The organism is Pedobacter sp. AC163, assembly GCF_979258665.1.
On record NZ_OZ409872.1, the window covers coordinates 75,731 to 98,930 of the forward strand.

A 23,200-nucleotide genomic window follows, 5' to 3' on the forward strand; every position below is an offset into this window, starting at 1 on the left:
TAAAGTAGTTAATTACCCATCCTTCTGTTTTCCTCTTTATTGCTTTGCTCAATGTTGTTTTGATTGAACTTATTACCGAGGCTGAAATTATAGCTGAAGGATAGACTAATATTCCGGGTTTGTCGCTTTTGATAAAAATCGATTATGGTGCCGTTATTAAACGAAAATTCCTTTTCTCGGACGGTATTAAATGCGTCGGAAAGATAAATTCGCAACACTCCTTTTTCTTTAATTATTTTTTGTGAAAGCATCATATCAACGTAGAACAGATGCCCCAGCCTCGTGTTACCGGAAAGCGATGGGGATTTATATTCTGAAATGATATCCAGGCTCGGTAATTTTTTGAAACTTATGGTCTGCATAGATTTTGCGGCCAGCGTAGTCTTTGTATTGCCCAGGTTATTTGTAGAAGCTGAAGCCTGGTAAAGGGAAAGGCTGTAGTTGCTCTTCCAGGCCTTCGAGATTTGCGGTGAAGCATTTAAGTTGAAGCCGTATTCTGTACCTTTTCTAAAGTTAAATGATTTGTACTCGACAACATTATTAGCGATTGTATTAGCCAGCAAGGCAATCAGATTAGAGGTTGACGAGAAATAAACATCGAAATTGTAATGGCTCAGGAAATTATAACCTGCCTGAAAATTATGCGAATATTGTGGCAGTAGGTCAGGATTTCCCGTTAAAATCATATAATCGTGAACTTGCAACCGATAAGGATTAAGATCATTAAAAGATGGTCGTTGAAGCCTTTTTGAGTAGTTGAAGAACAGCGATGAACCTTTATCTTCATTGAGCGTTCTCATTAAGTAAACCGATGGAAATAGGCTAAAATATGTTCTTTTGAAAGCATCGGCCGATGTAACTGAAAGTCCGTTGGAATGGGTTTGCTCAGCTCTTAATCCAATTTTAAGGCTGTTTGGGCCGATAGTTTTTTCAAGCGTTGTATACACCATGGCCAACTGTTCTTTATACAGAAACTGATTACTGATTAGCGGATTATTTATCCACAGGCCTTGAATTAGGTTTTCGCTTATGCTTTCATTATCTCTGTGGATAGCACTATACTTTATTCCACTCTTCAATTCAAGTTTATTTTTCCAGTTTTTGGTGTAATCAATTTGGCCGGCATAAATTTCTGTACTGCTCGGTGTCAAGGTTCTGGATTGCATGTTGCTTAACGGGGAGCTATAAGTTGTTAAAAGCTGATTTTGCTCCTTTTTAGCATTTTCAGAATAATCTCCAATCATCTTTAATGAGGAGCCAAGACTGTCGATCTTCCATGTATAGTTAAGCGTGGTGCTATTAAATTTAATTTTTCTATCCCAATCTGCACGGGCATAACCTGTTCTGGTGGTGATATTTCGATAGATGATATCTGTTAAAAATAGTTGCGATGGTTGGTTCTTTGAACCTGTATTCTGTATTGCTAGTGATTGATTTGACGCAATGTCGTAAACCGCATTGAAACGATATTGATATCTCGAAATTTTGTTGCTGCGAACCGTTGTATTGCTAAAGGTGCTCGCATGAGGGTAGTAAAAGGTTTCTTCACCATAAGAAGAATTTTTATCATTGGTGTATGAGCCATTACCGGCTAAATAAAGCCTTTTTAGCTTGTAAGCCAACGAGCTTCCACTAGTGATCAATCCCTGCTTTCCCTGTTTTTGATACCTCGCATTCATGGATCCGTTAAGACCATCTTTCCGGGATTTTTTGAGCACAATATGAACGATCCCACCTGTTCCTGCGGCTTCGAATTCTGCAGGCGGGTTATATATTACCTCAATTTTACTGATATCTTCGGACCTTAGTGATTTTAGGTATTCTGCTAAGTCATCTTGCGACATCCGCTGAACAACGTCGTTAATCATCACCATCACAGATTGATTTCCCTTAATCCTGATGCTGCCATCCTGATTTACCCAAATTCCAGGAGATTTTTGTAGTACCTCGAAAGCTGATAATCCTTGTGCTAGTGAACCGTTCTCCACATTAACGATGTAACGGTCGGTTTTTCTTTCGATGAGTGGTTTGGTATTGACCACTGTTACGGTTTGCAAGGTTTGTGCGTCTTCAAACATCACCAGCTTCTGTAAATGAGAAATATCTACAAGGGTAAAGGAAATTTCGAGTGGCTTATAACCGACAAAGGTTGCCAGTAGCCGATAGCCATGTTCGGGTAAAAGAGGGGAGCTGAGCTGGTAACGACCGTTATCATCACTTACTGTTTTTTCAATAATATCTGATGATCGCAGTAGGGTTAAGGATACAAAGGGGATGCCTACGCCATTTCTATCTGTTATTGTTCCGGAGAATGCCGACCTGGAAACCTCGCGGTTTTTAAGCGGGTAATTTTGATAACCAACTGCAATCAGTTTTTTGGAGATTAAATTAAAGACCAATCGATGGGCTTTAAGAGCCGTTCCAAGCACGTTGGAAACAGCCATGTCTTTTACCTTGATTGATACCAGCATCGTATCCTGGACAACTTCATCACTGTATATAAAACCATAATCGCAATGTTTTTCGATTTGTTTAAACAATTCTTTAAGCGGTTGTTGCCGTAACGTCAAGGTTAATTTTCTTTCCTGAGCCGAAATATCGGAACCCACTATCCACATTAGTGCAAGGAGCATTATCGCCTTTCTCATTCCTGCTCCTTAATTACAACCAACCTTTTGTTGATTGTATAGTTCAGTGGGTATGACAATTTAAGGGAAGCTATTGCCTGTTCGATCGTTTCGTTTATAAATATTCCGCTAAACCTCTTTTCCTTTAATGTTTCGCTTTGGATATCTATTTTTACATCGTACTTTTTCTCAATTTTAAGAGCCAAATCCTTAAGCTTTTCTTTTCTGAACACAAGGGTGTCAGCAATCCATCTGGTTTCAGTCAAAAGCAGAGCTGGATTTACCAATTTCAATCGCAGCTTATTCTCTTTATCCTTTAGTTGTGTGTTGTAAATAATTTTTTGATTAGGGCGTAATAATAAGCGGTTGTTTTTGTTTAGTCTGTCACTAATTTCAATGAGTCCTCTTAGTAGTGCTACCTCAATATCTTTACTATTTTTTTCAGCTTTGACATTGAAAGCGGTGCCTTTTACCTCGATATCAATATTTCCAGCATGAACATATAGCGGAATCTGGTTGTTTTTGACTACATCAAAATAGGCTTCTCCTTCTATTATTATTTCTCTTGCACCTGCACCAAAGCCCTTATTGTAACGTAAGGTTGAATGTTTGTTTAACCAAACTTTGGTGCCATCGTCCAGCATTTTAAAAGTCTTCACTTCTTGAGTGGTTAGCTGCTCAAATTCAGTAGGTTGTTGCCTGTTTAGAAGTCGGTAAAGCAATATGCCTGCGAAGAATATGATAATTATGGCGGCAGCTGATCTAATCCATATTGCCGAGCGGACAATTTTATTTGGTTTGGAATAGCTGTATTTACCCATGAACTGTTCATTTTCATTTGCCCCAATAGTGGCCCAGATTTGGTTTAACTGCTGCTGACGATCCGGACTGACGGTTGTAGGTTGATTACGCAGATAGTTTTCCAAATCATCTGCCAATACTTTATAATGTTCATTTTCGCTGATTGCGACGTTTAAAAGATCTTTGTTCTCGGCATTAATTTCACCCGAAATTTTTTGGGAAAATAATTTAATGAATTTTTGTCTGTTCATCACTCCATGCTTTTACATTAAAGACAGTTTCAATTTGAAAACTACTCACTACGGTTAGAAAAAAAAGGAAAGAAGCCATTGAGAAGCCACGCTACGCTTTTTCCTGTTTTGAGGGTGATAACCTAAATATAGACTCAGCGTATCCGCCAAAGATTTGACAGCTTTGTATAGCTGGTTTTCAACCGTCCTCACCGAAATGCCCATAATTTCTGCTACAGCCTTGGTCTTTAATCCATCTTCTTTGATAAGAATAAAAATAATTCTTCGCTGTTCTGGGAGCCCAGCCACTGCGTCATCGAGGAGTTTGTATAACTCCTGATCAGCCATACCCGAATTTTCTTGATTTATGGGTTCTTCTGCAGAAGAAGAGAGGCTGAAGATAGAATTTCTCTTTTTTTCGGATCTAATCAGATTGAGACAGCCATTCTTTATTGAAATGAACAAATATACTTCTGGATTGATCACCTGAGAGAGATTGTGCCGTTTGAGCCATAGTTTCACAAAGAGTTCAGATGTGATTTCTTCAGCGCCTTCCTTATTTTTAATATATTGTTTTGCCAAACACAGTAGCTTATGGTGATACAGCATGAAAAGCTCATCGAAAGCAGCTTTGCTACCTTGCTCAATGTTTTCAAATAGCGATAAAATCTTAAGTTCTTTCTCTGACATTAACAGGCAATCTCTTGTTGTCGTATGTTTTACTAGGCACTTTTTAATAAAGACACCGATGTTTCAAGATATACTTATTCCAACAGAAAATAAATTATTTTAGAAGAAAACGAAATCAGGAGTAATTATATACTGATAAATTGAATAGGGTAAATTACCGTTGAATGATTTATAAGGTTTAACATTTGTTTCAATAACTTCTTTCGAGAAGAGTTTTATAGTTAGATTTCTTAAGCCAGGCGAAAGCCGACCATCATCTGTTGATTAAATCAGAAACATTCTTTACGATCTGCTGATTTACCGTGTTAAGGAATCTTTTAAAGCCAATAGGTTTCACTAAAAAAGCATCTGCATTTACTTCAAATGCGGAGAGGGCATTTTCAACATGACCGCTGGTAATAATAATCGATTTTACCTGATTACGAACCATTTTTGCAATATCCAATCCTGATATCTCCATATTGATATCAAGGAATAAGATATCGGCTTTGAGTCCGTCTTGTAGGGCTTTCAAACCCGAAACTGGGTCAAGATAAAATTTAAGGAGCTCAAGTTTTGGTATCTGGGAGATATATTCTTTTATTATCTCTATCGAACTAAATTCATCATCAATAATTACACAGCTGTATCGTTTTCCGGCATCTTTCATCGTAAGAAAAACGGGGCTAAGTACAGAATGTTTTCTGCTAACAACCAGGTGAAGTAGGGTATTGACAAATGCGTATAAAGCAACGTATTTCTCCGGTAACTGAGATTAAAAATGTCTGATGTTATGTCTTCCATCCTGATTTTTGTTTTCCTGGATTTAAGTTTGTATGCTGTTCAGGTTTATTGAGGATATCTGAGTGATTGCAAAAATAAGACGGGAGCGTGCGATAGCTTTTGCTAGGCTGTTATTATATTTTTATTTTTAGCCATTGCTCATTACCACTATTATTTATATGAGAACATCAATTGATACCTTACAGGAATTATTGTTTGATTTAGCCGGGATTATGCCTGCGGATACCGGGCCTTTATTTGCCATGACCACTGCTGTGTCGCTGGAAACAAATGAAGCCTATATCCGCGAAGGCGAAAATAGCCGCAGACTGGCTTTTATAGAACAAGGCATCATTCGAGTATACATCATTAAGGAAAATGGTGATGAAGCTACTCTTCTTCTGCGTGGCGAAGGCAAGTTTATTGCCTCACACGATACCATTATTAACCGCCAACCTTCAAGATTTATCTACCGTGCTCTTGAACCTGTAAAGTTATTACAGATTGACTATGACGTTTTAGAGGAAATTTTGAAGACACACCCGGAGTACGAACCGCTCCGTAATTTTTTCCTGATGAAAATGCTGGCGGAATCCTTAAAAATGCTGGAATCGTTTGTTACGCAATCGCCAGAAGAGCGCTACCGGGAACTTCTTGCTGAGCGTTTTGACTTGGTAAACAGAGTACCAGATAAATACATTGCATCGATGCTCGGTATTACTCCGGTTTCTCTAAGCCGTATTCGAAAAAGAATGTATACAAAAGGCAAGCAATGACATAAATTATCTTTTGTTAAGCTGCTAAATTATCTTTTGTTAACGGCGCAAAATCTATCTGTTCTATACTTTTGAGAGACAAAAATAATATAGATATGGAAAAGATAATAGAATCCGCCGTTGGTATTTTTAGTATTTCAGCCATCCGGTATTTTGTACTTGCCGGAGTTCCTTTCATGCTCTTTTATCTCTTGATGCCTGCTAAACTGAATAAGTTTAAAATTCAGCAAAAGTCGGCAACAAAAAAAGACTTCATCCGTGAGGTATGGCATTCCATGCAGAGTACGTTTGTGTTTTCAATCATCGCAGTGGTGTTAATTTTCACCCCACTTAAGCAGTACACCAGAATTTATAGTCAGATCGATGATTTCCCGGTATGGTATATCGGTGTTGCCCTGGTTTTGAGCCTGATAATCCACGATACTTATTTTTATTGGATGCACCGCCTGCTACATCATAAAAAACTGTTCAAACTTGCCCATCTGGTCCATCATAAAAGTACCAATCCGTCACCATGGACTTCCTATAGTTTCCATATACTGGAAGCCTTTACCGAAGGCTTTGTTCTGGTGCTGATTGTGATGCTGCTGCCGATGCACCCCTTAACAATATTGCTGTTTACTGTGACAGGTTTCATCATTAATGTGTACGGCCATCTCGGCTACGAAATCATGCCTAAATGGTTTCGCTTCACCCTGGCGTTTGAAGTTTTGAATACTTCAGTTCACCATAACCTGCACCACAGTAAATTTAAGGGGAACTATGGACTGTATTTCAGGTTCTGGGATAGGGTAATGGGCACCGAACATCCGGATTATGTGAAGGAATATGACCGCTTGCAGGATCAGCGCTTTGCTCCGAATCCTTTTGATAAACGAGAGTTGAAGATACAGCAAAAGGAGAAATATGAGCAGGCGCTCTAACCTCAGGCTCGGTCAAATATTTTGTTACAAAAATGCCCTGGAAACATGTGGGTTTCCAGGGCAAGATACTTTTTCAGTCTGGGAAAAAGCCAGAACTAATTGATATCAAACCATAATTTGGTTGTCAGCAGGTCAGCACCCTGGCTGGCCACCGCATTTTTATAGCTTTGTCCGTTTAGAGATTGCTCCGTACCCGGATAAATAAAACGTACCGGAATCTGGCCATTTAGTACGGTATTCACCGAAGCGGTAAGTTGCGGGTAATCCAATCGGCGACGCTCGGCCCAGGCTTCCAAACCCTGACCAAAAAGCGCAAGCCATTTTTGCTCACCGATTGATTTTTTATAACTAGCAGCATCATATTGAACTGATGCCTGCGCCAGATAAGCATTGGCTGCAGCATCCGATACACTAAATTGTTTCAGCGAAGCTATGATGCCTTGCTTATAAAGATCTGCAGCATTTTCTGTAGTTAAGCCTCTTGCAGCAGCCTCGGCTCTATCGAAAAGTAATTCTGCATAGCTGAAAATTACGGCAGGGGATTGCGGCGCAAGAAAATAAGTTCCTGGCTTGGATGTTTTGGCAAAGCCCAGGTTACTGGCTTCTGAATTGGTTAATCCATTGGGCAAACCAACATATTCTTCAGGGGTAGCGGTTTGTGTTCTGCTTGCATAAACTGGCAGCCGTGGGTCATTTAGCGAAGACAGCTTATCAACTATTGTTTTGCTAATCCGGTAATCATCACGGGTATCAAATTGTGCACTCACCGGGTTCTGTTGTGGGGAGATCTGATAAATCAGTTGGGCAATATCCGTATTGTCACTGATATATTGATCGCCATCAGCCTTAATTTCATCCAATACCTGCTTTGCCTTTGCAGGTTCTCTGTCTGCAATTCTCAAAGCGATTCTTAACCGTAAAGCGTTAGCGAACTTTTTCCATTTACCAATATTTCCACCATAGATAATGTCACCTGTAATGGCTTTCCCTGCGGGATCAAGAGCATTTTTAGCATTTTTCAGATCTTCCAAGAGGCCAAAATATACGTCTTTTTGTTTGTCATAAGCTGGCGTAATGAATTCGTCTAATTTTCCTGCCTGGCTGTAGGGAATATCCCCATAGGCATCTGTAAGCAACAGGAATGACCAGGACCTTAAAGTTAAAGCCACACCCCGGTAATTTGGATTGGCGGTGGTATTTCCGATTTCAATGATCTTGTTAAAACCGGTGATACTTTGCGAGTACAAGGTAGACCATAAAGAGATAAAACTACTGTTCGAATAAATAAAGCGATCTTCTTCGGTATACTGGACCTTTGCCCAGTGTTGCGCAAAAAGAAGACTCGAATTCATGTTGTTAGTTGTTCCCCAATAGGCATCGGTAGTGTTTTTTATCGCAGCAGTAAGCACATAATCAGGCTGTGCATTTTCAGTAGCGTTCGGATTGATGTTTACTTCGTCGAGTTCCTTGCCGCAGGAGGCTGCTAAAATTGAAACGAAAGCAGTGATATATATAAATTTATTTTTCATGTGGATAGGATTAAAATTTAATGTTCAGGTTAATGCCATAGCTGCGGGTTGTTGGGTTAGAAAGGCTCTCAAGCCCCTGGCCATTACCAGTGTTAAAGGCTACCTCCGGATCGATATCGGCTACATTACGGTGCAGTATCGCCAGGTTTCTTCCTACAAGTGATACCGAGACGCCTTGCAGACTTAAAGGACGTATCCATTTCGAGGGTAGGTTATAGCTCAGTTTAATTTCGCGGAGTTTGACGTAGGAAGCATCAAATATATTGGCCTCATCAATGGTGCGAAACGACTTGTAATAGGTTTGTGCAGAAAGTATTTTCTCATTGCGTTTCCCATCAGCCGTTACCCCATCGAAAATCATCCCGTCATCGTAAACCGTTACACCGGCGGGCGCCGTAGCACCGTCAGCCAGTCTTACTGTTCCATTTGCTTTCACATTTCCCGGATAATAATAGGAAATTCCGCCCAATTCTGCCGCTCTGCCTGGCAGGGTAGAGGCCAGCACGCCTGTATAGGTTCCTGTTGCATAGGTGCCGTTGTAAATTGAGCCGCCAAAGCTGGCATCAATCAACACGCCCAAACTAATACCCTTATAGGTGAAGGTATTGGATATGCCGCCTATCCAATCTGGTGTATATTTACCCAGAACCCTTTTGGTAGGATCAGCCTGTGGAGCTCCTGTTGCATTGACGATGATATTTCCACTGCCATCTCTTAAAAAAGCGTTACCAAACAGCGTTCCATAAGGTTGGCCGACAGCTGCGATGACTTGAGCAGAGTTTGTTGCCACGACATAGTTTTGCAACAGCCCCGCTTGATCCAGCTCGATAACCTTACTTCTGTTCGCGGCATAATTTACATCAATATCCCAGGTCAGCTGCTTTCTGATAGGAGTAACCGCCAATTGTACTTCCACGCCTTTATTGTTGATTTTTCCTGCATTTAACAATTTGGACCTGAATCCGGTACTCTGACTAACATCCACACTTAAAATCTGGTCGTAGCTATTGGTATTGTATAAACTTACATCAAAACGAAGGCGCTTGTTGAACAACACAGCTTCTGCTCCTAATTCAGATGAGGTCGTGGTTTCAGGTTTCAGATCAGGATTCAAATCTGTGGCCGAAGGGCTGAGTTGAGGATTGCTCCCAAAAGGGGCACTGAAAGAATAAGTGTTAATCAGGCGATATGGATCGGCATCCTTACCTACTTTCGACCAACCTCCACGGATTTTGGCATAATCGAGCACCTCGTTCTTGATATCAAAAGCTTCTGTCAGCACAAGGCTTCCGTTAAAGGAAGGGTAGAAATAAGATCTGTTCTGGGCCGGCAATGTCGATGACCAGTCGTTACGGGCCGTCACATTTGCAAAAAGGTAATTCCTAAATCCAATCTGCGCCGATGCGTAACCACTGTAAGATTTCAATTTACTATAATTATTAGAAGAGGTAAGTGGATCTCTGGAATTGTTCAAAGTGTATAAGCCAGCGACAGCAAGCCTCGGTGCACTCTGATCATTTTGTTCGATATATCTCGAACGTATATTCGTTCCCAACAAAGCTTCCACGCTGAAATCATCATTAAGCTGTTTAGTGTAGTTCAAGGTTGCATCGGTATTGCTTTCGTTCACGGTAAAAGCACTTTCGGTATAGGAGCCAAAGGGAGTTCCATTGGTACCATATGCAATCTTGATCTTACGACGATCATTATAATAGTCTGTTCCCGAACGGAAGTTAAAGTTAAGACCGTCAGTAATTTTATAATTTAGGCCAATGTTTCCGATAATCCTGTTCCGGTTTTGGGATACTGTATTTTCATAGGCCACCCAGTACGGATTACTGTAGTAACTGTTGTTCCAGTTGAAAGTGTTTCCGTTTTCATCCCGGTAGTTTTTCAATTGATTAATGTCTACCTGTCTGCCAAACCAGGTAAACTGAAGCATGGTACTGGTCGACCTGGAACCGCCTGTTCCTGGTAAGTTGTCAGAACCAAGTTTACTGTAATTTGCATTCGCTGTTAGAGTTAGCTTTGGCGTAATCCTCAAAGTTGTGTTTAGGGCAAACGAATTCTTGTCCTGCCCGGAGTTAGGCACCACACCAACCTGTTTTAGATTGTTGTAGGATAAGCGGTAATCAAATTTCTCTCCGGCATCTTCAACGGCAATGCCATTGGAAAGAGAATAGCCAGTTTCAAAAAAATCACGAACATTATCTGGATTGGCTACAAATGGAACGGCTACTCCTTTTGAAAAAAACTGGGGAATCAGCCTGCCATCCATTCTCGGGCCCCAGCTTTCATCCACACCGTCATTCGTTCCGGCACCCTTGCCATCTACGTAGCTAAACTTGCCTTCTGATCCCTGACCAAAAACATCCTGGTACTTTGGCAGTGTAAGTAAACTTTCAATAACCCCATTGGAGTTAAAACTGACCCCCAAACCCTTTTTCGATTTTCCGGATTTTGTTTTGATAATAACTACTCCGGCCGCTGCCCTTGAGCCGTACAACGCTGCTGCGTTCGGGCCTTTAAGCACACTGATCGATTCTATATCATTTGGATTGATATCGGAAATTGTATTTGCGTAATCTCTTGCGCCAGCGGAATTGAGTTGCGAATTATCCACGGGTATACCATCCACAACAAAAAGCGGCTGGTTATTGCCAGAAATAGAAGTTTCTCCTCTAATCACTATGCGGGAAGAACCCATATCGCCCTGGCTATTGGTTACCCTCACGCCGGCAACCTTACCTGCCAGCGCATTTACCAGGTTGCTTTCCCTCGCTTCAGTCAAGCTCTCACCTTTGAGCTCCTGTACGGCATAACCCAACGATTTTTTTTGTCTCGATATGCCCAGAGCGGTAACCACAACTTCATCTAAAGCGTTATCCGCATCATTTAAAACCACGTTGAGCACCTGTGTATCACCAGATACTTCCACTTCTTTAGTAGCGAAGCCGATATAAGAAAATACCAATGTGCTTTTGCCAGTTACCGTAATGGTAAAACTGCCGGCAGCATTACTTGTTACTGCCTGTTTGGTACCTTTTACAAAAATGGAAACGCCGGGCAGAGTTTCTCCTGATGAACTTTTAACCGTGCCTGATATGGAGATGTTTTGTGCACGTACGAATGGGGAAAGCAATAGCAGAAATAATATTGCCGGAAGCTTAATCTTGTTGAACATAATAGATATTGTTGATGATTAATTAAGGGATGATGTCGCGAAATTTTGGCAAAGCTCTTCCACTCCGCTTTTGACGAATTTTTTAACACACTGATAATGAAAATTAAGTTTTTGTGGTATTTGCTAACTTTAGTCTATACAAATACCCGTTCGCATTCGGTCTCTTTTACTTCGGTTTGAAATGCATGCGTAAATTGATTTTTGCTCGTTAGTTTTTTCCATTTAATTTATTTTTCTGATAGATCAACACTTATCAATTGTAGCAATCCGCTTATAAAAAAAAGCACTCCTATAAATCAGGAGTGCTCTCATATTCATTAACAATGATTTGGCCTTCAACTGACTTAACTATCCCGGACTTTCCGGGATGGAATTAGCACCATACCTAAGGGTGGTTGCTAAGGTTTCGCAGGGCCATTCCCTCCACCTTTCTTGATAAGTATTTTAAAATAACTGGCGCAAAGATAATAGAAAAATCATATTGTCTAGTAATTCTATAGATTTTATTGAAATATTTTTTTCTTAAGGCTAATCATGCCTACATTTGCGCTATTAATTGATCAGCATCCCATGAAAATAAAATATATTTTAATAGTTGTAGCAGGACTTTTCCTACATAATTCATCAGCGCAATCAAAAAATGAAATCAAAAGCAATAGTGTCGAATCTCCGAAATCTTTTCGGGCAGATGGAATCTGGAGAGGTGTCTTTAATCTCAAACCCGGTGTTGAAGTACCATTTAATTTTGAAATTAAAAATAGAAACGGTGATCAACCCTTTCTCAGCTTTTTAAATGCCGATGAGCGCTTCGACGGGGGAGTTGTAAAAAGGAAAGGAGATTCATTGTTGATTAACCTGGATCAGTTCGACAATGTTCTTGCTTTTAAAATCCAGAAAGATTCACTTGTCGGCGTATTGAAGAGACAGGATGGATCTGGAAAACCACTGCCTGTGTATGCCAGTAAAGCAAAGCAATATCGGTTTGCAACCAGCGGCCAGGCACCAGATGCAGATTTTTCTGGAAAATACGATATTGTTTTTCAGTTACAGAATGGCAAAAGTGAAAATGCGGTAGGACTTTTTAAGCAGGCCGGAAATAAAATTACAGGTACATTTCTCCGCATTACCGGCGATTCCCGCTATCTTGAAGGCAGTGTTGATGGAAACCATTTTTATCTTTCCGGTTTCATCGGTTCGAGCCCTGCTTACTACAAAGGCACATTTTCAAAAGACGGTAAAATTGTGGGAGAAGTAGTGAGTGCCAGGGGGAATACGCCCTTCACCGGAACTCAAAATCAAAATGCGGCCCTCCCGGATGCGACCAAATTAACTTTTTTAAAAGATGGGTATAAAACGCTTGACTTTTCTCTTCCGGATGTTAATGGAAAGAAGATCTCGTTGAAGGATGAGAAATTTAAAAATAAGGTTGTGATCCTGACGATTACCGGAACCTGGTGCCCTAATTGTGTAGATGAGGCAGCATTTATCGCTCCATGGTACAAGGAAAATCGCAGTCGTGGCGTTGAAGTTATTGGGATTCATTATGAGCGGCAACTGGATTCGGCTTATGTAAAAAAAGCATTGGGAAGATTTCGCGATAAGTTCGGCATTGAATATGATCAGGTGATCGCAGGCAAACCGGATAAAAAACAGGTTGCAGAATCACTTCCTGGACTAAGTAATTTCCTTTCTTTTCCAACGATGATCATCATCGATAAAAATGGAAATGTTGCTCAGATCCATACAGGTTATAGTGGACCAGCAACGGGAAAATACTACACTGATTTTGTCAAAGCATTTAATGATGAAATTGATGGATTGTTGTCAAAAAAGACTGCTGTAGAAGAGCCTCTAACAAGAAATTAATTTGTTTAGTAGTCCTTTTCCTAACATTCGACTTTATAAATATCTCGAGTACTTTGAGAAACAAAAAAGCCCGCTATCTTATGATTTGCGGGCTTTTGAAATTTTGATATTAAATCTGCGGAAAGCGAGGGATTCGAACCCCCGGACCTGTTACAGTCAACAGTTTTCAAGACTGCCGCATTCGACCACTCTGCCAGCTTTCCGGAGGCAAAAGTACAAACTCCGGTTAAATCTGCAAATTAAGAATGCATTTTTTTTATATTAAATTGATAATTGCTTAACGCAGAGGTAGAAAAATTTATTTTTTTTGGATATTTCCTTCGATTGGATCAGATTTTTTGAACAAATTGAAAGTAGGTCTTATTATTTTAACACTGCGTTTACTTACATCAACGCTGGCATTTAACTCAAAACCGATTAATAAAATGAGAGAGTTTAGATATAACCAGATCATCACCACGATGAGGGTTCCGATAGATCCGTAAACTTTGTTGTACGATGCAAAATGATTAATGTAGTAGGAGAATCCCCAAATGGTTAAAAAAGCTAAAATAGTTGCCAGCCACGAGCCGGCACTAAATAACTTCCACTTTTTCGTGTGCGAAGGTCCATATCTATACAAAATTGAAATGGTGATGAAATATAAAACGGCCAATAATGCCCATCGTGTAAATTGAATGGCAAAAACTGCCAGGCTTTCTTTGATGTGTAATTCTCCTTTAATGTATTTTAATGCCAATTCGCCTATTGCCATTGCACTGATACAAATAATAATAGACAAACATATTACTGTGGTTAAAACAAACGCTATTAATCTTTGCTTCAACCAGCCTCGGGTTTCTATAATGAGCGAGGATTTATTAAAGGCCTTCATTAAGTTTTTAACACCATTGGTAGCAAAAAATATAGCCGATAGAAATCCGAGAGACAACAAACCTGTATTTTGATTTTTGACAATATCTTTTAGTGTTGACTCAAAAGCATCGTAAGCATTGTGAGGTAAAACCAGCTCAATTAAACTTAGCAATTGGTCTTGGAAACCATTAATTGGAATGAAAGGGATTAACGTAAAAAGGAAAATTATTCCAGGGAATATGGCTAGCATGAAACTGTAAGCCAAAGATGAAGCTTTGTTCACCAACGTATCTTTACTAATTTCCCTAAAAAAAAATGTTGCAACGGTGTAGAGTGGCAGTGGGCTAAACCCAGGCAATACACATCCTTTGGTCCATTCGATAAAATTAGAATAGATTTTAAGATGTAGCAATTGCCGATGTAACCATTCCATTTGTCTTTTCTAAAAATACTGTTTCACACCATCCATAAAATTTTGGGGTGGGTGGCAAGGTCTTCTGGTTTGTTTGTCAACAAAAACAAGTACAGTTTTTCCAATGTTGATTAATTCTTCCTTTTCATTATAGATTTCGTACTCTACGTTTAAACGTACTGTTGGCAAATCTTTTACAATACATTTAACGGTAAGCAACTGATTGTATAAAGCAGGTTTCAAAAACTTAGATTGGAGCTCTAACAAAGGAAGCATTACACCTTCCGCCTCCATTGATTCGTAGGTGATGCCAGAACACGCTTCAAAACACTCTGTTCTTGCTAATTCATAATACAAAGCATAGTTGGCATGATGAACAACTCCCATTTGATCCGTTTCGGCATAACGTACTTTTACTTTTGTTTCATGTACAAACATTACCTGAAGATATTTCTTTTATTTAAGGCATCACGATATTTTTTTGCATTAATTTGATGCTCTGCTTTAGTTTCTGCAAAGTTATGGTAGCCAGAAAAATCTTCCTTTGCACACATATAAATGTAATTGTTCTCGTTACGATTTAAAACGGCATCAATGGCATTAATACTAGGCATCATAATTGGCCCCGGAGGTAAACCTGCATATTTATAAGTATTATATAATGATTGCACCTGTAATAATTTTCCTGTAACGCGTTTCACCGTGAAATCATCATTCGCAAAAATTACAGTAGGGTCGGCCTGCAATAAAATCCCTTTATTTAAACGGTTGAGATATAAACCAGCAATGATGGGCATTTCTTTATCATAAAGTGCTTCTGCATCTACAATCGAAGCCAACGTGTAAACTTGCGCAGGACTTAGGTTCAAACTTGCAGCTTTTTGTTTACGCTCTGCGGTCCAGAATTTATCGTATTCATTATGCATGCGTTCCAAAAAATCGGTAGGCTTAATATTCCAGTACATCTCATAAGTATTCGGGATGAACATGGTATAGATATTATCCTTATTGAAACCGTATTTGCTGATCAATGCGGCAGAATCCAAAACGTTTATAAAGCTGAGGGAATCGGCTTCTAAATTACTGGCTAAATAGGCGGCAAAATTCTCTTTCTTACGAATGTTTTGAAATTTCAGTTTAACAGGTTCTTGATTTCCAGCTTTGATTAAATTAATTAACGTTCTGTTAGTCATCCCTTTTTTCAACCGGTAACGACCAGGTTTTAAGTTGGCAGGTAAATTCATCTTCCCAGCAGCAGTAGCAAATGAAGAGGCGCTATTCAAGATATCTCTTTTCTTGATTTCGAATAGAAGCTCGTCATAACTTTCACCGGTTTTAATGTATAGATATTTTTGGTTTTCGGTTACATTGGGAGCAAAGTAAAGCCTATAAAAATTTAAGGCAAAATAACCTGCAATCAAAATAATGATTACAGCTATGGCAATAACAGCTTTTTTACCGGTACTCGTTTTCTTTTTTTCTACTTCGATCATTGTATCTTATTGTTCTTTATTCGAAAGCGTAATGTTAATTCTTGTTCCGATAGCTACTTTTGTTACCGAATCGGCTGGCATGGGGTCTTGTTTGGTGATTACTGCATTTGCACTGTCGATAATGTTGCCCTCGTACATAATATCTCCCAAACTTAGGTTCGATCCTTTTAAGCTGAACTTAGCCTCATCAACGGTTAAGCCAACCAATTGCGGTACATCAACTTCCTGACTTCCTCTACCGTCTCCCAATACCAAATTGATTCTCGATCCTACGGGGATAATGTCGCCAGCTGCAATGGCAGAGCCACCGAACGAAGCTTCTAAAACTACATCTTTACTCACGTCAGGTTTGTACGTAGTATCACCAAGTTTTAATCTGGAACTTTCAATAATAGCCTGTGCTTCTCTTAGTGTTTTAAAAGCAATATCAGGAAATTTTGTGTTAGGCGTTTTACCTGCGTTTATAGTCAAATAAATAGTTCTGTTGTCCTTCACAAAAGTGTTAGGGTCAGGATCTTGGTCGATTACAATCCCGGCAGGCTGATCCAGGATAAAAACAGAATCTACTTCGTATTTCAAACCTACATCTTCCAGTTTTTTTACCGCTTGATCAAATGATAAACCCTTAACCATTGGTACATTTAATCCCTGACCGTGTTTGGTGTAATACCTTAAACTGAAAAAAGCGATAAGTAGTAGTACAACCACTGTGATAACGGCAGCTAAAATATTGTTTCTAAAGCTTTTGGTTTTTAAATAATCTATAAATTTAGACATGAATCTTTAATTCTGGTGTTAAGCGTATAAACTCAAATGTAGTTAATTTAATTTTTGAAAGCATTTTGCAAACAATCGAGTTCATTGCTTTGAGCAAATATAATACCATCAATTATCAATTCTCTGGATCAAAATTAAACAATGCGCAAAGATATTTATATTTTTGATGATATAATTACGATCAAATTCTATTTACAAATAAGGATTTTAAAGATGAAGAAAACTATTGCGTTGTTAACAGGCGGTACCACAGGCGAATGGGTTGTTTCTGTAAAAAGTGCAGCAACTATTGCTCAAAATATCGATACCGATTTGTATGATGTTTATAAAATAATGTTAAACGATAAAGGATGGTTTTACGAACCTGCAGATTCTGTTAAAATAGATATTGATAAAAATGATTTCTCTCTAATGTTAGAGGGTCGTAAAATTAAATTTGACGGCGTATTCATTGCCATACACGGATCGCCGGGAGAGGACGGAAAACTGCAAGGATATTTCGATATGTTGGGAATACCTTACACCACTTGTGATGCCTTAACTTCATCAATAACGATGAATAAAGGTTATACAAAAGCAATTGTAGAGGGCATCGATCATTTATATACTGCAAAATCTATTCAGATTTTTAAGAATGGAAATTATAACATCAATCAAATTAAGGAAGACTTAAGGTTGCCCTATTTTGTAAAACCAAATAGTGGTGGAAGTAGTATCGGAATGAGCAAGGTGAAACATGCTGATGATCTGGAAATGGCGCTTGAAAAAGCATTTGCTGAAGATACACAAGTGCTAATAGAAGAATTTGTGAGTGGTAGAGAATTTTCTATCGGCGTGTATAGCGCTAAAGGCGAAATCACGGTTTTACCTACTACAGAAGTGATTCCAGCAAACGAATTTTTTGATTTTGAAGCCAAATATACGCCAGGCGCAACTCAGGAAATCACGCCAGGATATATGAACGATGAAGAATATGATCGAGTTCATCAAATCGTAAAAAGCGTTTATTCAAAATTAAATTGTAGGGGAGTAGTGCGGATCGATTATTTTTTGGAAAACGAAACAGGAAATTTTTATTTTATTGAAATCAACACTATTCCAGGGCAAACTGCTACCAGTTTTATTCCGCAACAGGTTGCTGCCATGGGCATAACGTTAAAGCAATTTTACACCAATTTAATGAAAGAAACATTGGGTTAGTGCTTCATGGATATTCAACAACTTATTGAGCACGGTTTTGCAATAAAGGTTTATCCGAAAGATGCGCCTATTTATGAACCAGGAATGTTACCACGCTATGTCTATTTTATCAAATCTGGCGAAGTTAGGATGGTCACGGTAAGCGAAGATGGGAAAGAATTTATTCAGGGAATTTTTAAAACGGGACAATACTTTGGTGAACCTGCTCTAATCATAAATAGGAAGTATTTAGCTTATACCATTGCAAATAAAGAATCGGAGATTATTCTGGTTGGAAGAAAGCAATTTTTCGACTTAATTGAAACGATACCAGGTTTCAGCATCAATCTTATTCAAACGCTAAGCAACAGGTTGTTTTACAAATCAATGATGCTGGAAGAACTGGCCAATGAAAAAGCAGAACACCGGTTATTAACCATCATAAATTACCTTCTAAACGATATTGAAGTTGGTGATAGTTTGAAAGTAACCAGACAAGATTTAGCCGATATGACCGGTTTGAGGGTAGAAACGGTTATTAGAGAAATCAAAATTTTGTCTGGTAAAGGATTAATTGAAGTTAAGCGGGGAAAGATTATTCGTCCTGATATAAAATAGATTTGCAACCACATTCCGAAACATGATGTAGATCATAATTTGCATATTTATAATAATGTAAATTTGTACATTAATAATATTAAGTATGGCAGAGTTATCTAAATTTCAAGCATTTATAAATTGTAAATGCCCTCGTTGCCGACAAGGTGATATATTTACCGGAAGCGCTTACTCGTTTAAGTTGCAAAAAACAAATATCAACTGCCCGGTTTGTAACTTAAAATTTGAGCGTGAGCCTGGTTTTTTTTATGTAGCAATGTTTGTGAGCTACGCTATGAATGTAGCTGAGATTATTACTATCGGAGTGGCAGCCTATGTTTTAGGTCTAGAACTTATCTACGAAAACCTTTGGTTTTATGTTGGGGTAATTTTATTTGGCGTATTTTTATGCTCTCCAATAAACTATAGATATTCAAGGGTAATTTTACTCCATTATTTAACACCCGGTTTGCATTATGTTCCCGGAAGTGGAAATAAATAGTCATAAAAAAAGCTCCAATTTTTTGGAGCTTTTTTGTTACATTTTCATCGGGTGCTGCACATATTCTGATAAACCTTGTACCTTCCCATCTTTGATTTTGAAATCGTTATACAATTGAATGGTATCGATTTTTCCATCTTTTGTGGCAGTTACTTGTTTATACCATAAGCTCACCCATTCTTCTGTCTTATCTCTATTGATTACAGATGCCATATCCTCCATCTCAATTTTGAAGCTGCTCATCTTGGCAAATTCTCCTTGGATTTGATTTAGAAATTGTGCCTTTGTTCCTTTAAATTTGTAGCCATCCAAATTAAACCAAACACTATCTGCAAGCAGTTTCCCCATCGCAGTAGTATCCATATTTTCAAAAGATTTAATCGTACTAAGGGCAATGACACCATTTTTACTGTCTTTATTCATTTCCCAGCCTTGTTGTTTTTTAAAGGTATAAGGATATTTCGTAGTGTCTGCTGAGTCAGCTTCAGTAGTTTTTGCGTCTTTATTTTGGCATGCTGCAAAAAATAACGCCATTAGCAATAGAGATGAGATTTTTTTCATAACAAATTAATTTAGTTTAGGTATTTAAATATACTAAATATCTGAAGACTGAATGATTGAAATTGAATTTTGTAAAACAGCTTTACACTTTTGCAGTAGAATATTTCATTCTGATTAAACTAACCAACACATTAATAAGAGGAAGGATTTGAATGATGATGAACGTAAGTATAAGTTTGTGGAGCGTCCTTTGATGATTCAATATGTAATCCATCGATCCAGCATCAGTCATTTCTATTAATGCCAATGACTTGTGGAATGAATGGCTAATCCACATTGCAAAAAATGGTAATACTATTGATAGAATGATATGTAGCCATGTTAAGAGTTTAATGGAAAAATATTTCTTTAGATACTTATAAAGTGCAGCGAATATCAGCAGAAGCCCACAAATGAATGCCACAATTAATGTGTAATCAATAAAAAAATAAGTGTCGGCTAAATTGATTTCTATCTTTTCATGCACAAAAACAATCGAGATTAAATAAAGCAATGCTGCAAACAATAAAACTTTATGTGGTTTAAAACTTGCTACCATTTAATTTCTGTTGATTTCGTCAACCAGCTCTTTCACTTTCTTCACTGAAGTTAATTCGTATTGATATTCGTCTGCAATGCTTCCCATTTTTGTTTCTGTATTGCGAAATTGCATTTTGCTAGGTACATAATTCTTGCAGGAAGCGTGGAACTGTTTGGCCCCGGTACTTTGGATTAACTCTTGAATATTAGTGATGTTTATTCCTGCCCCGGGCATAATTGAAATTCTGCCATTTGCTTGTTTAACTAAATTTGCCAAAGTTTCTGCACCTGCTCTCGCTGATGTAGCGCCACCCGACGAAAGCACACGGACAATTTGCAGATCAATTAAATCCTCCAGTGCTTGGTGCATATCGTTACACATATCAAAAGCCCTATGGAAAGCCACGGGAAGGGGATTAGCCAGGGCGATTAGTTCACTGCATCTTTCCTTATCAATGCTTCCATCAGCCTGAAGTATCCCCATAACAACACCATCGCAACCTAATGATTTACAATTTTTTATATCTTCTTTCATTAAGTCAAACTCGAAGTCAGAATATAAAAAATCGCCCCCTCGAGGTCGGATGATTGGCCAGATTTCAATTTGTAGATTTCTCTTGGCCAAAGCAATTTGAGCATAACTGGGTGTTGTGCCACCTCCGGCAAGGTTATCACACAATTCTACTCTTATTGCACCACCAAGTTGTGCGTTAAATGCCGATTCGTATCCGTTAGCACAAACTTCAAGACCCCAGATGTCTACAGGGTGATTTGAAAATTCATTTTTAAACTCATCAACCCCTGAATTGGAACTTGAATTTATATCGTTCATAATAAGTATCGATTTGTTTATTTAGATAAGCAAAAAGCTTTACTAGTCTTCTTGTTGTTCCCCCTCAGCGGGTTCGGTGCTTACTGGTCCTAATACTTTCCATCCATTGGATGACTTATAAGTACTCAGTTGTTGAAAAGATTTTCCGTTATCGGGATACCAGCATATTTCTGTGATGATCCAATGCGTTTCACTTACTTTCTGTCTTTCTGGAAAAGCGTTTTTAATTTGCGAAAAATCCGGAAAACCGTGTTCTTCGATGCTTTTGATAAAGGACAACTTTAAAACCTCAGCCGTTTTTTCGATGATTTCTTCGTCAAGTTCAATATTTATTCCACCAAGCATAGTTCTTGCTTCTTCATAAAAATCTTTACAATCAATGGCAGCGTCTATATCTTTATTACTGTAAGCTTTTTCAAGCGATAAGATTGCGCCTTCAGGTGTGTCTCTATTAATCTTAAAGTAATCAACGCCTTCATCAATATATAAACCGATACTATGATCAAATGCAGGCTGTTCATTTGCTGGAATACCGTCTCGAATTACCCGAATGGTGTAGCCTCCGATTAGCTTTCCACCTTCAATAATCATCCAATCTGAAATCAAATCACGCTCAATTCCAATTTTCTGATTTAGCTTTACCGTGTTCATATCAACAGGTTCATTTCCAACCGTACCATACAAATTTCCTTCGCCATCAAAATGTGGGTCAATTAACCAGATGTGTTCACCCTTATCACCATCCACAATCTTCACTTTAATGGAGAAATACGCTTGTTCAGATTTTGGATTTTCTAAGCTGTCTTCGAAGTACCAAAGTGTTAAATTGGCCTTTTCAATTGCCCAGTTCATGCGCTCATCTTCGTTAGCAACATAAACCAAATCAGGTTCGCCTTTACGTTCCTCGACATTCTTCTTGCCGAAAATTTTAGAGAGTAATCCCATAATATATCTTTAGATTTATAATATTTGTTTTGGGATGATTTTAAATTGTTAGTAATAGCTTTTTCCTTTGATTAACAAATCTTGCTTTTCGGCGTTGCAAACCGCGTAACTAAATCCTTGCTGAATAGCGTAAGCGCCGTACTCACCTTTTTTATTTATGGCCAGGAAACCAACCTGAATATTTTTTGCAGTCTCTGGTTTCTTTTTAATAATACGCATCACGGCCTCTTTACAAGCGGCTTCGGGTGTATAACCCTGTCGCATTAACTCAACCACTAAAAACGAACCAACATTTCTTACTACTTCTTCTCCAACACCTGTTGAAGTGGCACCACCAACCTCATTATCTACATAGAGTCCAGCTCCAATAATTGGGCTATCGCCAATTCTACCATGTAATTTATACGCCATGCCACTTGTTGTACAGGCACCAGAAATATTGCCTTTGCTGTCAATGGCCAACATTCCAATGGTATCGTGATTGTACTGGTTGCCTGGTAATTTCTGTGGAGCTGCCTTTTCGTACAGCATATTCTCGATATTCATCACCGGCTCGTACTTCGCTGTCTTTAACCACTCTTTCCAGGCCTTTTCGCTCGATGGGGTAAGTAAATTTTCTTTTTTGAAACCTTGTTCCAAAGCAAATTGTAAAGCACCATCACCGGCAAGCATTACATGAGGCGTTTTTTCCATAACTTTTCTAGCAACAGAAATTGGATGTTTAATATGCTCCAGTGCTAAAACCGCTCCACAGTTGCCATTTTCATCCATAATACAAGCGTCAAGCGTTACTTTGCCGTCTCTATCTGGCAAGCCACCATAACCTACAGATTGATTTTTTTCATCAGCCTCTGGTACCCAAACGCCCTGTTCTACTGCGTCTAATGCTTTGCCACCTTTTGATAATACTTTCCAGGCATCAGCATTTGCTGCAATTCCAAAATCCCATGTCGAAATCACAATAGGGAGATTAGCAGCTTTTTCTTTATGAGACGGAATGGCATCAGCCATGCTGGTTTTATCGAGAACGAGTAAACCTGCAGAAAGGGTAGATGCTTTTATAAATTTGCGACGGTTGAACATGTTGAGGTTAATTACTAATGTTTGACTTTTTTTGACGAGTTATTTTTTTGTAAAATA

21 protein-coding genes, 1 tRNA gene and 1 riboswitch are annotated in these 23,200 nt (G+C 38.7%); of the genes, 6 read left to right on the forward strand and 16 right to left on the reverse strand.

Annotated features, from left to right (window positions below; genetic code table 11):
* Positions 1-8: 8 nt before the first annotated feature.
* The 4 genes from ACZZZK_RS00310 to ACZZZK_RS00325 form a co-directional block, all read right to left on the reverse strand.
* Entirely contained in the window at positions 9-2,648 is a 2,640-nt protein-coding gene (locus ACZZZK_RS00310; RefSeq protein ID WP_463482314.1) for an outer membrane beta-barrel protein, read from the reverse strand.
* Positions 2,645-3,679, reverse strand: coding sequence for a FecR family protein (locus ACZZZK_RS00315; RefSeq protein WP_463482315.1), 1,035 nt, complete (start codon positions 3,677-3,679; stop codon positions 2,645-2,647). Before ACZZZK_RS00315 ends, ACZZZK_RS00310 begins: the two co-directional genes overlap by 4 nt.
* 54 nt (positions 3,680-3,733) lie before the next feature.
* Positions 3,734-4,348 (reverse strand): RNA polymerase sigma-70 factor, encoded by a 615-nt coding sequence (locus ACZZZK_RS00320; RefSeq protein WP_463482316.1) that lies wholly within the window; start codon positions 4,346-4,348, stop codon positions 3,734-3,736.
* A 253-nt stretch (positions 4,349-4,601) separates the two neighbouring features.
* Complete coding sequence (locus ACZZZK_RS00325; RefSeq protein ID WP_463482317.1) at positions 4,602-4,997, reverse strand: LytR/AlgR family response regulator transcription factor; 396 nt, start codon at positions 4,995-4,997, stop codon at positions 4,602-4,604.
* Positions 4,998-5,289: 292 nt separating this feature from the next.
* On the opposite strand from ACZZZK_RS00325, the gene ACZZZK_RS00330 reads away from it, so the two are divergent.
* Both ACZZZK_RS00330 and ACZZZK_RS00335 read left to right on the forward strand, forming a co-directional pair.
* On the forward strand, positions 5,290-5,886 hold the full coding sequence (locus ACZZZK_RS00330; RefSeq protein ID WP_463482318.1) for a Crp/Fnr family transcriptional regulator: 597 nt from the start codon (positions 5,290-5,292) through the stop codon (positions 5,884-5,886).
* A gap of 95 nt (positions 5,887-5,981) precedes the next feature.
* Positions 5,982-6,809: a sterol desaturase family protein gene (locus ACZZZK_RS00335; RefSeq protein ID WP_463482319.1), complete on the forward strand. Its 828-nt coding sequence runs from the start codon at positions 5,982-5,984 to the stop codon at positions 6,807-6,809.
* 95 nt (positions 6,810-6,904) lie between these two features.
* On the opposite strand, the gene ACZZZK_RS00340 is transcribed toward ACZZZK_RS00335, so the two are convergent.
* Positions 6,905-8,338: a SusD/RagB family nutrient-binding outer membrane lipoprotein gene (locus tag ACZZZK_RS00340; protein ID WP_463482320.1), complete on the reverse strand. Its 1,434-nt coding sequence runs from the start codon at positions 8,336-8,338 to the stop codon at positions 6,905-6,907.
* Between the two features lie 10 nt (positions 8,339-8,348).
* The gene (locus tag ACZZZK_RS00345) at positions 8,349-11,522 is read right to left on the reverse strand and encodes a SusC/RagA family TonB-linked outer membrane protein (protein ID WP_463482321.1); all 3,174 of its coding nucleotides are present in this window, start codon (positions 11,520-11,522) and stop codon (positions 8,349-8,351) included.
* 341 nt (positions 11,523-11,863) lie between these two features.
* A riboswitch (SAM riboswitch) is annotated at positions 11,864-11,964 on the reverse strand.
* Between the two features lie 128 nt (positions 11,965-12,092).
* Between ACZZZK_RS00345 and ACZZZK_RS00350 the strand changes: the two genes are divergently transcribed.
* Entirely contained in the window at positions 12,093-13,388 is a 1,296-nt protein-coding gene (locus ACZZZK_RS00350) for a peroxiredoxin family protein (RefSeq protein WP_463482322.1), read from the forward strand.
* A gap of 118 nt (positions 13,389-13,506) precedes the next feature.
* On the opposite strand, the gene ACZZZK_RS00355 is transcribed toward ACZZZK_RS00350, so the two are convergent.
* From ACZZZK_RS00355 to ACZZZK_RS00375, 5 genes are all read right to left on the reverse strand, one after another.
* Positions 13,507-13,591: transfer RNA gene (locus ACZZZK_RS00355), tRNA-Ser, on the reverse strand.
* Positions 13,592-13,686: 95 nt separating this feature from the next.
* A complete protein-coding gene (locus tag ACZZZK_RS00360; protein WP_463482323.1) occupies positions 13,687-14,676 on the reverse strand; it encodes a YihY/virulence factor BrkB family protein in 990 nt (329 codons plus the stop codon).
* 9 nt (positions 14,677-14,685) lie between these two features.
* Positions 14,686-15,093: an acyl-CoA thioesterase gene (locus ACZZZK_RS00365; RefSeq protein WP_056848881.1), complete on the reverse strand. Its 408-nt coding sequence runs from the start codon at positions 15,091-15,093 to the stop codon at positions 14,686-14,688.
* On the reverse strand, positions 15,093-16,148 hold the full coding sequence (mltG, locus tag ACZZZK_RS00370) for an endolytic transglycosylase MltG (RefSeq protein WP_463482324.1): 1,056 nt from the start codon (positions 16,146-16,148) through the stop codon (positions 15,093-15,095). Before mltG ends, ACZZZK_RS00365 begins: the two co-directional genes overlap by 1 nt.
* Before the next feature lie 6 nt (positions 16,149-16,154).
* Positions 16,155-16,925 (reverse strand): PASTA domain-containing protein, encoded by a 771-nt coding sequence (locus ACZZZK_RS00375; protein WP_463482325.1) that lies wholly within the window; start codon positions 16,923-16,925, stop codon positions 16,155-16,157.
* 213 nt (positions 16,926-17,138) lie between these two features.
* Between ACZZZK_RS00375 and ACZZZK_RS00380 the strand changes: the two genes are divergently transcribed.
* From ACZZZK_RS00380 to ACZZZK_RS00390, 3 genes are all read left to right on the forward strand, one after another.
* Complete coding sequence (locus tag ACZZZK_RS00380; protein WP_463482326.1) at positions 17,139-18,125, forward strand: D-alanine--D-alanine ligase; 987 nt, start codon at positions 17,139-17,141, stop codon at positions 18,123-18,125.
* A 6-nt stretch (positions 18,126-18,131) separates the two neighbouring features.
* A complete protein-coding gene (locus ACZZZK_RS00385; protein WP_463482327.1) occupies positions 18,132-18,722 on the forward strand; it encodes a Crp/Fnr family transcriptional regulator in 591 nt (196 codons plus the stop codon).
* Positions 18,723-18,807: 85 nt separating this feature from the next.
* Positions 18,808-19,203: a DUF983 domain-containing protein gene (locus ACZZZK_RS00390; protein ID WP_463482328.1), complete on the forward strand. Its 396-nt coding sequence runs from the start codon at positions 18,808-18,810 to the stop codon at positions 19,201-19,203.
* A gap of 36 nt (positions 19,204-19,239) precedes the next feature.
* Here the strand turns inward: ACZZZK_RS00390 and ACZZZK_RS00395 are convergent, their stop codons facing one another.
* The 5 genes from ACZZZK_RS00395 to ACZZZK_RS00415 form a co-directional block, all read right to left on the reverse strand.
* A complete protein-coding gene (locus ACZZZK_RS00395; RefSeq protein ID WP_463482329.1) occupies positions 19,240-19,764 on the reverse strand; it encodes a nuclear transport factor 2-like protein in 525 nt (174 codons plus the stop codon).
* A gap of 82 nt (positions 19,765-19,846) precedes the next feature.
* On the reverse strand, positions 19,847-20,302 hold the full coding sequence (locus ACZZZK_RS00400) for a hypothetical protein (RefSeq protein WP_463482330.1): 456 nt from the start codon (positions 20,300-20,302) through the stop codon (positions 19,847-19,849).
* Positions 20,303-21,115 (reverse strand): copper homeostasis protein CutC, encoded by an 813-nt coding sequence (locus ACZZZK_RS00405; protein ID WP_463482331.1) that lies wholly within the window; start codon positions 21,113-21,115, stop codon positions 20,303-20,305.
* A 42-nt stretch (positions 21,116-21,157) separates the two neighbouring features.
* Positions 21,158-22,060 (reverse strand): YegJ family protein, encoded by a 903-nt coding sequence (locus ACZZZK_RS00410; RefSeq protein WP_463482332.1) that lies wholly within the window; start codon positions 22,058-22,060, stop codon positions 21,158-21,160.
* A gap of 48 nt (positions 22,061-22,108) precedes the next feature.
* A complete protein-coding gene (locus ACZZZK_RS00415) occupies positions 22,109-23,143 on the reverse strand; it encodes a N(4)-(beta-N-acetylglucosaminyl)-L-asparaginase (RefSeq protein ID WP_463482333.1) in 1,035 nt (344 codons plus the stop codon).
* Positions 23,144-23,200 lie beyond the last annotated feature (57 nt).

Excerpts from the sequence above, each read along its gene's own strand:
- ACZZZK_RS00325 (WP_463482317.1), bottom strand. The coding sequence starts at position 4,997 with ATGAAAGATGCCGGAAAACGATACAGCTGTGTAATTATTGATGATGAA.
- ACZZZK_RS00315 (WP_463482315.1), bottom strand. The coding sequence starts at position 3,679 with ATGAACAGACAAAAATTCATTAAATTATTTTCCCAAAAAATTTCGGGT.
- ACZZZK_RS00345 (WP_463482321.1), bottom strand. The coding sequence starts at position 11,522 with ATGTTCAACAAGATTAAGCTTCCGGCAATATTATTTCTGCTATTGCTT.
- ACZZZK_RS00415 (WP_463482333.1), bottom strand. The coding sequence starts at position 23,143 with ATGTTCAACCGTCGCAAATTTATAAAAGCATCTACCCTTTCTGCAGGT.
- ACZZZK_RS00330 (WP_463482318.1), top strand. The coding sequence starts at position 5,290 with ATGAGAACATCAATTGATACCTTACAGGAATTATTGTTTGATTTAGCC.
- ACZZZK_RS00340 (WP_463482320.1), bottom strand. The coding sequence starts at position 8,338 with ATGAAAAATAAATTTATATATATCACTGCTTTCGTTTCAATTTTAGCA.
- ACZZZK_RS00350 (WP_463482322.1), top strand. The coding sequence starts at position 12,093 with ATGAAAATAAAATATATTTTAATAGTTGTAGCAGGACTTTTCCTACAT.
- ACZZZK_RS00410 (WP_463482332.1), bottom strand. The coding sequence starts at position 22,060 with ATGGGATTACTCTCTAAAATTTTCGGCAAGAAGAATGTCGAGGAACGT.
- ACZZZK_RS00375 (WP_463482325.1), bottom strand. The coding sequence starts at position 16,925 with ATGTCTAAATTTATAGATTATTTAAAAACCAAAAGCTTTAGAAACAAT.
- ACZZZK_RS00390 (WP_463482328.1), top strand. The coding sequence starts at position 18,808 with ATGGCAGAGTTATCTAAATTTCAAGCATTTATAAATTGTAAATGCCCT.
- ACZZZK_RS00400 (WP_463482330.1), bottom strand. The coding sequence starts at position 20,302 with ATGGTAGCAAGTTTTAAACCACATAAAGTTTTATTGTTTGCAGCATTG.
- ACZZZK_RS00335 (WP_463482319.1), top strand. The coding sequence starts at position 5,982 with ATGGAAAAGATAATAGAATCCGCCGTTGGTATTTTTAGTATTTCAGCC.
- ACZZZK_RS00405 (WP_463482331.1), bottom strand. The coding sequence starts at position 21,115 with ATGAACGATATAAATTCAAGTTCCAATTCAGGGGTTGATGAGTTTAAA.
- ACZZZK_RS00360 (WP_463482323.1), bottom strand. The coding sequence starts at position 14,676 with ATGGAATGGTTACATCGGCAATTGCTACATCTTAAAATCTATTCTAAT.
- mltG (WP_463482324.1), bottom strand. The coding sequence starts at position 16,148 with ATGATCGAAGTAGAAAAAAAGAAAACGAGTACCGGTAAAAAAGCTGTT.
- ACZZZK_RS00365 (WP_056848881.1), bottom strand. The coding sequence starts at position 15,093 with ATGTTTGTACATGAAACAAAAGTAAAAGTACGTTATGCCGAAACGGAT.
- ACZZZK_RS00320 (WP_463482316.1), bottom strand. The coding sequence starts at position 4,348 with ATGTCAGAGAAAGAACTTAAGATTTTATCGCTATTTGAAAACATTGAG.
- ACZZZK_RS00380 (WP_463482326.1), top strand. The coding sequence starts at position 17,139 with ATGAAGAAAACTATTGCGTTGTTAACAGGCGGTACCACAGGCGAATGG.
- ACZZZK_RS00385 (WP_463482327.1), top strand. The coding sequence starts at position 18,132 with ATGGATATTCAACAACTTATTGAGCACGGTTTTGCAATAAAGGTTTAT.
- ACZZZK_RS00310 (WP_463482314.1), bottom strand. The coding sequence starts at position 2,648 with ATGAGAAAGGCGATAATGCTCCTTGCACTAATGTGGATAGTGGGTTCC.
- ACZZZK_RS00395 (WP_463482329.1), bottom strand. The coding sequence starts at position 19,764 with ATGAAAAAAATCTCATCTCTATTGCTAATGGCGTTATTTTTTGCAGCA.